The sequence below is a fragment of the Nostoc sp. KVJ20 genome, assembly GCF_001712795.1.
Taxonomy (GTDB): Bacteria; Cyanobacteriota; Cyanobacteriia; order Cyanobacteriales; family Nostocaceae; genus Nostoc.
In genome coordinates, this window is the sequence record NZ_KV757693.1 from 186 (window position 1) to 1,874 (window position 1,689).

The 1,689-nt window shown below is 44.4% G+C and carries 1 protein-coding gene; it reads right to left on the reverse strand.

Annotated elements, in window-relative coordinates; genetic code table 11:
* The coding region (locus A4S05_RS28885) for a WD40 repeat domain-containing protein (RefSeq protein ID WP_370684495.1) at window positions 1-1,674 on the reverse strand (1,674 nt) is incomplete at its 3' end.
* Window positions 1,675-1,689: the final 15 nt, after the last annotated feature.

Consider the following 1,689-nt stretch of genomic DNA (forward strand, 5'->3'; position numbering starts at 1 on the left):
ATTGCTATGCCCCTTGAGGGTGGAGATTGTTTTACCTGTAGCTGCATTCCAAAGTTTGATGGTCTTGTCAAGACTAGCAGAAGCGATGCTCTTGCCATCGGGGCTAAATGCTACGCTAATGACCGCATCGCTATGCCCTTCCAAGCGGTTTATCTCTTGAGTATTGTAAATTGCTCGCTTGAGTGCCACTACAGCTTGCTGGTTAGCCGTTTGTTCTAAATTGGCATTCTGAGGTGGTCTACCTAAAAATTGTCTACCTGACTGTACGGCTGCAACCGCAGCCTCAAGATGCTTGTTAGACAGTAGGGAAGTTTCAGAGGTTTGCGCCAGAGCAATTACACCTTGTTGTTGCGCTACCTTAGCATTTTTTTGGGCGTTCCACCATTGATAACCAGCTAATCCAGCTAACCCAAGGGATAAAGTAGCAAATATAGTTACAAATTGGTTTCGCTGTTTCCTTTGTGCTTCTATTTTTATGCTTTCTTTCTCTTCTCGCTCAAGCCTATTTCGCAGTTCTTGACTCTCCTGAATGTACTCCTCGGCTACCCCATTGAGCATTTGCCAATCGCCAAATCTAGCTAAATATGCTTCTGTTACTGCTAATCTGTCATCTTTCCTGAGAAACCCTGGCTTTTTCTCATTCCTCTCCCATTCTTGCGCTTCCGCTTCAATCTGTCGCTCAATGGCTATTCCCAACTTATATTCCTCTTTCCACTCCCGCAACATTTGCCAGTGGCGGATTAAGGCTTCGTGGACAACATCTAAAATTACATCCTGGGAATCCGGCTCATCTCTCTTCGTAATTAATCGTGCATCTTTATCCGCTAACTTCTCGCTCACCTGTTGCAAAAGTTTCAAGGAATGATGGGAATTAACCAACTCGCGTAAACGCACGCGCCGCCGTACATCTGTAGTTTCTCCCATCTGCGTTAATTCTAGAAAAATCCGCCGCGCCACAGTTTTTTCTGCTGCTGAAAGACTTTTGTAAACTGCATCAGCGCTTTTTTGTAGCGTTCCTTCTACCCCGCCTAAATCCTGATAAGTTTTCAAGCTGAGAACCTTATCGCCTTGATTTCTCGACTCACGCCACAATTCTGTCAGGGTATATTGCAGCAAGGGCAAACTTCCGGGGTAATCCTCAACATCATTAATTAGTTGCTGTTTTAACCTTCCCTCTATCCCTAATCCTACCCAATCAGCCGGTTTAGTAATCGCTTCTTCAATTTCCTCACGGGTTAAATGTTCAACGTTGATGTAAGGTTTATTGATTTTGCCCGCAAATTTGGGATATTCTCGCCATCTCCCCCGAAAATCCGATCGCATCCCAATGAAAATATAGAGGTTATCTGTACAGTCAATTAATTCCCGCAAACAGTCAAAGAATTCTTGGCGCTGGCTGTCATCGCACATAGTAAAGCATTCTTCAAACTGATCGATAATCAAAATGACTGGTGTGTTTAATGTTTTTAACTCCTTGCCGATGACATAGGCAAAATTACCCCTCCCCAACCCTCCCCTTGTAAAGGGGAGGGAGCTAGATTTTCCAGTTTCTTCCCTTGGAAAGGGAAGGGAGTTAGATTTTCCGGTCTCCCCCCTTTCCAAGGCTTTCAAGGGTAGGGGTTTAAGAAAGAGGGAGAAAAGCAGGTAAAATACACAACTGTTGTCAGACCGCAAAAATATGCAAGTCAG